The sequence below is a fragment of the Pontibacterium sp. genome (assembly GCF_041587635.1).
Taxonomy (GTDB): domain Bacteria; phylum Pseudomonadota; class Gammaproteobacteria; order Pseudomonadales; family Balneatricaceae; genus Pontibacterium.
Map to the genome: position 1 here is coordinate 1 of NZ_JBFGYC010000122.1, position 8,507 is coordinate 8,507.

General features: G+C 53.8%; 5 protein-coding genes. 4 read left to right on the plus strand and 1 reads right to left on the minus strand.

The window, feature by feature from the left end; all coding sequences use genetic code 11:
* Positions 1-7 precede the first annotated feature (7 nt).
* The 4 genes from ABYW01_RS08250 to ABYW01_RS08265 all read left to right on the plus strand — a co-directional run bounded on the left by ABYW01_RS08250 (position 8) and on the right by ABYW01_RS08265 (position 6,649).
* A complete protein-coding gene (locus ABYW01_RS08250; RefSeq protein ID WP_372832008.1) occupies positions 8-118 on the plus strand; it encodes a hypothetical protein in 111 nt (36 codons plus the stop codon).
* 383 nt (positions 119-501) lie between these two features.
* On the plus strand, positions 502-4,146 hold the full coding sequence (locus ABYW01_RS08255; protein ID WP_372832004.1) for an ATP-binding protein: 3,645 nt from the start codon (positions 502-504) through the stop codon (positions 4,144-4,146).
* 63 nt (positions 4,147-4,209) lie between these two features.
* Positions 4,210-5,463, plus strand: a complete 1,254-nt coding sequence (locus ABYW01_RS08260) for an EAL domain-containing protein (RefSeq protein ID WP_372832005.1) — start codon at positions 4,210-4,212, stop codon at positions 5,461-5,463.
* Positions 5,453-6,649 carry a PleD family two-component system response regulator gene (locus ABYW01_RS08265; RefSeq protein ID WP_372832006.1) on the plus strand — a complete coding sequence of 399 codons (1,197 nt, stop codon included), beginning with the start codon at positions 5,453-5,455 and terminating at the stop codon, positions 6,647-6,649. Before ABYW01_RS08260 ends, ABYW01_RS08265 begins: the two co-directional genes overlap by 11 nt.
* Positions 6,650-7,039: 390 nt before the next feature.
* Here the strand turns inward: ABYW01_RS08265 and ABYW01_RS08270 are convergent, their stop codons facing one another.
* Positions 7,040-8,332 (minus strand): NAD(P)/FAD-dependent oxidoreductase, encoded by a 1,293-nt coding sequence (locus ABYW01_RS08270; RefSeq protein ID WP_372832007.1) that lies wholly within the window; start codon positions 8,330-8,332, stop codon positions 7,040-7,042.
* Positions 8,333-8,507: the final 175 nt, after the last annotated feature.

An 8,507-nucleotide genomic window follows, 5' to 3' on the forward strand; every position in this document is an offset into this window, starting at 1 on the left:
CAAAACCATCGAAGGTCATCGGGCGAACATGATGACCAAGATGGCGGCTAACTCATTGGCGGAACTGATCCAGATGGCGGTAGCTTTGGGACTCGGTGGAAACACGCGGAGTATTTAACCTCGGGGCTGACATTTACTCTCAACGCCGGTTTGTTGGGAAGACTCCGGTTACAGCCTAAGTGCAGTGGGATGTCCTGTGATCGACCCAAGCGGCGACAGCGTTTGGATTTCAAGATAGTCACCCTATAAATCATCGACCAGTTCTGCACGTCTCCACGTCTCATGCTTGATCCCGGTCTTTCCGCTAAAAGCTTGTCCATATTGAAACGCTTGATTCAAACACCATCAAAGACCAAGATGACTAGCAATGGCTGATTCCCAGTGTGGTCAGAGACTTTGCGTTGAATGTAATGGTGTCACTTCGCAAGTAAGGTCTCCCCCGTATACCCAAGCTAAGGGGTCAGGCTGATGCCGATCAGGCCACAGTGTTAGGAGAATCTTATGGATTTGACCAATCAGCCCCTGAATGCACCATCATCTGTGGCGCTTTCGAAAGATGTCAATGCCAACAGCAAAGTGCACCGCGTGTGGTGGCAACCTCTACTCTTAGCCCTGGCGTATTTTATTTTCGCCGAATTGGGCCTGTGGCTCGCGGTACCGCCGGTGTATGCGGCACCCATCTGGCCTGCGGCGGGGATCGCGCTGTTCGGACTGGTCGTCTGGGGGCGCCATCTATGGTTTGCGATCTGGCTGGGGGCCTTCAGCTCCGATCTTTTGCATAAAGTTCTCGCAGCCGAAAGTGCACTTTCGGCTGATATTGTGGCGTTAACCGCGATCACCGCCGTCGGTGTCGTGCTACAGGCCCTGCTCGGAGCCTACTGGTTACGCAAATTAGTTTTGTCGCATGAACCGCTGGCGCAGCAGAGCGAAGTCCTGATCCGGTTGCTGATGGCCGGTCCGCTGGCTTGTGTCCTGTCAGCCACGATCGGTATGAGCGCCATGTACCTGTTTCTGGGCGTACCGATCGATATGCTGGGTAGCAACTGGCTCGGTTGGTGGGCGGCTGACAGTCTCGGGGTATTGCTGGCGCTTCCGTTACTGCTGCCATTGCTACCCGCGACTAAACAGTGGCGCGGCTATTTTTGGCAGACCAGCATCCTGCCGCTGATGGTGGCGGTGTTGATTGGGGTTGGCCTGGTGTTGCTGGCCCGGGCTGAGAAAACAGAACATCAACTTCAGGTCGAGACCACCAGCGAATTTTTGCATGAGTACTTAGAGGAATACCTCAGGCAGCAGGCCCAGTCGGTGCATAGTGTGGCTGACTTTCTTGGTGCCAGCGGCGAGGTGAGCCGGACCCAGTTTGACCGTTTTACACAACGCATCATCAGTGAAGGTCGAGTCAAGGGGATTGCCTGGATTCCTCGGGTGCCACGGCAGGCCCGCGCAGCGCTGGAGACCGAGTTACTTGCCGAGGGCTTGAGGGGTTTCACTATCACTGAAACCGACGGCGCTGGCCGTATTGTTCCGGCTGCCGAGCGCGCAGAGTATTACCCGTTCATATTTGTCAGCATACCGTCAAATCATTCAACGGCCATCGGTCTCGATATCGGCGCTGAGCCTCACACCATGGCCGCCATGCTGCGCGCCTCAGACAGTGGGCTGCCGCAGCTGGCTGAACGGCACGCCTTTTACGATCAGGATGTAACGCGCAACGATGACTGGCGCTTCTTTGTGCCGGTATATCAGGCCGGGTTTGAACCTAATGCCGCCGACCCGCACATGCGGCGCGCTGCGCTGCGTGGGTTTGCCGCCGGGTTACTGTACTTTGATGACCTGTTCAATTGGCTACAGGTGGAGGCAGAACGACATGGTTTGGAATACCGTGTGAGCTTGAACCTCCACACCGACAATGCGTTAGTGTTGCGGGATACCCGCTCGTCACTGCAGAGCAATCAACCGGCGGTTTGGAGCAACCATCCAGAGCTGTTGGGTAGCGCCGCCTTTCTGCTGGAAACCTGGGGTGCCAACCCCTGGCAACCGGCACAATCGGTCCTGATGCGGGTATTTCTGATAGGTTCTGTGCTGGTGATGCTGTGCTGCTCTGCATTTGTGATCGTTGCCGCGGGCCAGACCGTGAGGATCAATCGAGAGGTCGCCAACCGTACCGCCGCACTCAAACAGGCACAGATCGAGGCCGACCATGCCAACCGCGCCAAATCGGACTTCCTGGCCAGTATGAGCCATGAGATCCGCACCCCGATGAACGGCGTAATCGGCATGATCGATGTGCTGGCGCAGACCAAGCTGCATCCTAGCCAGGAGGAGATGCTGGATCTGATCAGGGTCTCGTCTTTCAGCCTGCTGGAGGTGATCGATGATATTCTGGACTTCTCCAAAATTGAGTCCGGCAAGCTGGAGATCGAGAACCAGCTTATGGCGGTGCCGACGGTGGTGGAAACCAGCTGTGATATGTTGGATCAGCTGGCCAACTCAAAGGGTGTTGAGCTTACCCTATATACCGACCCTCGGTTGCCAGGCAAGGTGATCGGCGATGCTCTGCGCCTGCGTCAGATACTGATCAATCTGGTGAATAATGCCATCAAGTTTTCCAGCCAGCAGCAGCCGGGTCGTGTTGTGGTGCGTGCCTTGCTTGAAAGTAGGAGCGCGTCACAGATATCGATTGAATTCCAGGTGATCGATAACGGTATCGGTATGGATGACGCTGCTCAGGCTAAACTTTTCCAGCCGTTCAGCCAGGCTGATGTGTCTACAACCCGGCGTTTTGGCGGCTCGGGTCTGGGGCTGGCGATCTGCCACAATCTGGTGGATCTGATGGGAGGCCAGATCAGTGTGACAAGTGAACCTGGCCAAGGCTCTACTTTTAAAGTGTTATTGCCGTTCCAGTCTACAGAGGATTCCGCTGATCAACATGATGACAAATCGATAGTCAGAGGACTGCCTTGCCTGGTGATCGGCCGTAGTCGTTTGGCTTGCGATCTGAAAAGTTACTTGGACTTTGAGGGGGCTCAGGTCGAACGGGTGGTTGATCTTGCTGCGACACAGTCACTGAACGATATATTTCCGCCTGGCCTATGTCTTTGGATTGTCGATGTCGCTGAAGTTCAGGTAGAGGCATGGCGCGCAGCAGCGGATACTTGGATTAAACATGACGTACGACTAGTCACCATCGAACGTGGCGATCGCCGCTACCCTCGCGTTGTGGAATCGGACCACGTAATGGTCGATGGTAACGTATTGAAGCGTAGCACCTTCCTGAAAACAGTCGCGCAGGCGGCTGGGCGGATACCGTGGCCCGATTCTGGCGGGGATAAGGAAAGCCACATCATGACGGACAGTAGCGCTGGGCAGCAGAATATCAATTCGCACCAACGGTTACTGGTTGCAGAAGATAATGTGGTCAATCAGAAAGTGATTCTGCAACAACTGTCCCTGTTGGGCTACCAAGCCGATATTGCCAGTGACGGTCGGGAGGCACTGGCGTATTGGCAGCAAGGCGGTTATGACCTGCTGCTGACCGATCTGCATATGCCGGAGATGGACGGTTATCAGTTGACTGCCGCGATCCGCGCTCAGCAGCAGGGGGCCAGGCCGTTACCGATTATTGCCCTCACTGCCAATGCGTTGAAAGGTGAAGACGAGCGCTGTCGCGCTGCCGGGATGAATGATTACCTGAGTAAGCCGGTCCAGCTAGCGACCCTGAATTTGATGTTGGAGAAATGGCTAACCCCGGCCGATATAGCTTCTGAAGCGGTGAAAAGCAGTGACAATGTCGCACAGAACGCCGAACCAGTAGATATCAGTGTCTTGGAAGCTCTGGTGGGCGATGATGTGGCCTTGATCGAAGATCTGCTGCATGAATTTTATCGCACCACAACACGGCATGTGACAGCGATGACCGAAGCCTGGCAGGCAGGGGATATCGAGAGAGTCAGGATTGCCGCGCATACCTTGAAGTCGTCGTCCTTTTCCGTGGGAGCAAAGGCGCTTGGCGAACTCTGCGTCCAGCTGGAGCAGGCGGCCAGAACGACGGATCAATGTGCTGTGGATAACTTGGTGCCAGCTTTTACCGATGAAGTCGAAGTGGTGCTGACTTTCGTTAAAACACGCCTTGGCTATACTTTATAGCCAAGTCCGAGTGTTGCAGTACGGCTGGTAGGCGAATCGATCAATACCTGAATGGAATCTTTTATGGACAGCGTCGTTACTCCCACTATCCAAATTCTGGATGATGATCCCTTTATCCTGAAGTTGCTGGCACAGATGCTGGACCGTCAGGGATTCTCTAACGTGGAGGCCAGTAGCAGTGCCCGAGTGGTGCTGGAGCAGATAACGGCCGGCCATTTCTGTCCTGATCTGATCCTGCTGGATCTCAATATGCCAGAGATGGATGGTCTGGCATTTATCCGGGAATTGGCGGAGCTGGAATATCCCGGCAGTGTACTACTGATCAGCGGAGAGGAAGAAAGTATTGTTCAGTGTTCGGTAAAACTGACCCGGGCTCACCGGATCAATATCTTAGGCCAGATGAGCAAGCCGGTTGAGCCGTTGCAATTGGCGGGTGTGCTGGATGAATGGCGATCTGCACTGCACTTAAAGGTGGAGGCGGAGCGACAGCTGGCCCAGAAAAGCTACAGCGTAGCTGAACTGCATGCGGCACTGCGCAATGGTGAATTGATCAATTATTACCAGCCGAAAGTGGCAGTTGCCAGCGGTCGGCTGCAAGGCGCAGAAGCGCTGGTGCGCTGGCGTCATCCCCTTGATGGGATGATCGCCCCGGACCTTTTTATTCCATTGGCCGAGCAGCATGACCTGATTGACGAGCTGACCCGGCAGGTGGTCGCCAACGCTCTGGCTGATATTAAACATTGGCGATCCAATGGACTATCGTTGAAGGTGGCGATCAATATCTCGATGGAAAGTCTGGTGTCGATCGGTTTTATGGACAGCATCTGTAAAGAGGTCGCCGAAGCACAGGTCTCGCCTGAGGAGCTGTCGTTCGAGGTCACGGAAAGTCGCCTGCAGACTGACGAGCGTAATCCACTGGAGGTCCTGACACGGCTGCGTCTGCATCACTTTGATCTGGCGTTGGATGATTTTGGCACCGGTTTTGCGACATTTTGTCAGCTGAGTGATTTTCCGTTTACCGAACTCAAAGTTGATCAGCGTTTTGTTCACGGTGCTGCAACCGATGCCTCTGTTCGGAATTTCTACCATGCCAGCCTCAGCCTAGCGCGGGAGTTCGGACTGGATGTGGTGGCAGAAGGGGTGGAAGACCGTGTGGACTGGGATTTTGTCAGAGCTTCGGGAGATATCTGTGCCCAAGGCTTTTTTATTGCCCGCCCCATGGCTGCAGCAAACTTGCATGGGTGGCTGTTTGATTGGCAAAAACGTTTAACGCGGGAGCGGTTGATTCCGCAGGAAGAAGGTGAATATGTTATCTGAAACTGGCGGAGCAATATTTGTAACTTCGGATAATACGAGCATTATTGAACTGGTTGAAAAAATGCTCGTTAATGAGTCTATGCAGCTTATTACGTCGATAAATCCGCAGCAGGCAGCGGTGGATTTTGATCGCTCATCCGCGGATGTCGTTTTATTGGCATTTGATGATCTTGATAAAGCGGAGGAAACCCTTCAACTGCTTACTCGTGATAGCCAACGCTTTCAAAAGCAGCAGCATCGCACCCTCACGCTGTGCAATAAAAATGACGTGCAGCGGGCATATGATCTATGCCGCAAACGCGACATCGATAATTACATCGTATTCTGGCCCCTGTCATTTGATCCGCCGCGGCTTGGCATGACGGTTCATCAGGCGTTTAATGAATTGGCGGATTGCCGAGACGCTCAGCAGCAAGCACTGGAGATGCTCAACCAGACTGAGAAACTTGCGGCACTTAGCGGTGCGCTCAATAGCCAGCTCAGTGAGAGTCATAACCATGTCGAAAAAGTGGAGCGCACGGTTGAGCAAACCGAACAAGACGTTTATGCCGCCATCGCCGAGACGTACCAGCAACTGCAAAACAAGCTAAAGGCAAACGGGTTACCGGAGGACTGGAGCCTTGTCCCGCCAGATGCCACGCAGATAAAGACTGAATTCAGTATGGTGACATCGGCGTTGCAGGATATTCGGGAAGTAAGCCAACAATTCGCCCAGACAAATACCCGTCATCAAATATGGGCGGATAAGTTAAGCCAGGCCGACGAATCTACGCGCTCGATACTGGTGGTGGACGATGACGAGTTTCAACGCAGTGTCATGCGTAGCATTCTGAAAAAAGAGAACTACCGGCTGGAGTTCGCCTGCAGCGGAGAGGAAGCCTTGCAAAAGCTGGTTAAATCTCCGCCTGACCTTATATTGATGGATATAGTGATGCCGGGGGTGAATGGGATAGAGACGACCCGCCAGATAAAGCACGATGTCCGCTTTATGCATATCCCTATTGTGATGATTACCAGTCACCACAATAGGGAGACGGTGGTCGAGTGCCTTAAAGCCGGGGCGGTGGATTTTGTCGTCAAACCCTATAACCGGGAGACACTCATCGCTAAAGTATCGGCGTCCTGTGAAATCGGTTATCAAATCAGTCACCAGCTTGCTGCCTCGTCGGCAAGCGTTAAGGGGTAATATCAGTACTCTTAAAAGGGTACAAAAAATTCTGTGCCATCTCTGGTGGAGATTTTAACGTGAGACGGACACAGAATTTCAATCGCCCCGCTGGCAATAACAGTGAGCGAGATAACCGTTTGTCTTGCCTCATGATTTAAACGCTAGAATCACATTTTTGCCATCCGGTTGATTTGTCCACAGCGCTGGTCAGAGTTACCGCGGCGCTATAGGCAGGCACTAACAGTGACACCTGCCATCAAGACAGAGGGTTGTGCGAAGCGGATACGAATCCCGTCAGGCGGGTTTTAGTTCGTTTAATTCATCAGGCAATCCGCGCCTTTGGAAAAAGGGGCCGCCCCGTGTGTTGGCCGCCCCTTCCAGTGTAACCGCTCAGTTAACTTGAGAGCCCTAGAAACGGTCAATCCGGTACGGCTTCAGATCGATCTCACTTTCACCTGTCGTGACCAATTCGGTGATGATACGACCGGTACGAGGGCCTAATACCAGCCCCATGTGCTGGTGGCCAAACGCATACAGCACATTGCTGTGGTCGGGGCTGCGACCAATCACTGGCAGACTGTCGCTGATCGACGGCCGGTGGCCCATCCACTTCACATGATCGGTGGTATCAATCTCTGGAAACAGGGTTTCGGCGTGATGCAGCAGACGGTCGCAGAAGTCGTAGTTAGGGTCGGCTTTCAGGCCACCAAACTCCACCAGACCGGCAAAACGAATACCGCCTTCCATTGGTGTTGCTACCAGTTTCCCAGCGGAGAACATGATCGGTGCATGCAGCTTGATGCCCGGGTTCTGGATCTGGACGTGATAACCACGCTCGGATTCCAGTGGGACTTTGTGACCCAGCTGTTCCGCCAGTTTGGCTGACCAGGCGCCGCCTGCGATGACCAGCTTATTGACCTGATAAATACCACGGTCGGTGACAACTGCTTCGGCCTGACCCTCTTTCAGCCTTATCTGTGAAACTTCACCGGTGATCAGCTCTCCTCCGTGCTCGACAAAATGTCTGGCCATGGTTTTCACCAACATGCCCGGATTCGGTGAAAAACCGTGGTTATGCAGGGAGACCGCAAAGTTAAAATCCGGTGAGACCGCACTTTCGCGTTGGTGAACCTCTTCGCTGCCCAGCAGATCGTACGTATTGCCATGCTGGCTGCGGGTATCCCACGCCAGTTTGTCGGCTTCAAATGCGGCTTTGTCTTTGTAGAGATAGTAATACGGTGCTGCTTTGGCATAGGCATCTGCCCCGGTCATTGCGGCTTGTTCCAGATGCAGGCGTGTGGCGTCTTTTAGCAGAGCCGCCAGTGACTGGCTGATATGACGGAAGCGCTGCATCCGCGTGTTGAGCGCAAACGAAGTGCCCCAGCAGGTGAGTTTGGGTAGGTAACCTAGAGGCAATGACAGCGGGCCTTGTGGGTCGAGCAGCATCTGCGGCAGTTGCCAGATAAAGCCGGGTGTTGCTACCGGAATGCAGCCACATTCGGCGAAGATGCCCGCATTCCCATGGGAGGTTGCGTCTGCTGGAGGCAGTTTATCGATCACGGCAACGCTTAAACCTTTGGCTTGTAACTGAACCGCACAGGAGATACCAATAATACCAGCCCCAATCACAGTCACATCGGGTGCTTGGCGTGTATTTGAGCTGCTCTCAGACGTCGGCTCGGATGGGTCTTGTGTAGCCATTTTGGCACGTTCTCCGGTCGTTTGCGGTGAATTTTGGCAGCGTTAGGCCCTGTCATCCGCAGACGACATATTGATTAATACAGAGGTGTTCTGGAAAAACGGGAGCGGCCCGGGGCAGCGCCCCGAGCAGGATTAGGTCATGAACTAACCGGGTGTTTGTTTCATATTTTCCGGC

Bases quoted from the DNA above. Each gene is read 5' to 3' on its own strand.
- ABYW01_RS08255 (WP_372832004.1), top strand. From the start codon at position 502: ATGGATTTGACCAATCAGCCCCTGAATGCACCATCATCTGTGGCGCTT.
- ABYW01_RS08260 (WP_372832005.1), top strand. From the start codon at position 4,210: ATGGACAGCGTCGTTACTCCCACTATCCAAATTCTGGATGATGATCCC.
- ABYW01_RS08265 (WP_372832006.1), top strand. From the start codon at position 5,453: ATGTTATCTGAAACTGGCGGAGCAATATTTGTAACTTCGGATAATACG.
- ABYW01_RS08270 (WP_372832007.1), bottom strand. From the start codon at position 8,332: ATGGCTACACAAGACCCATCCGAGCCGACGTCTGAGAGCAGCTCAAAT.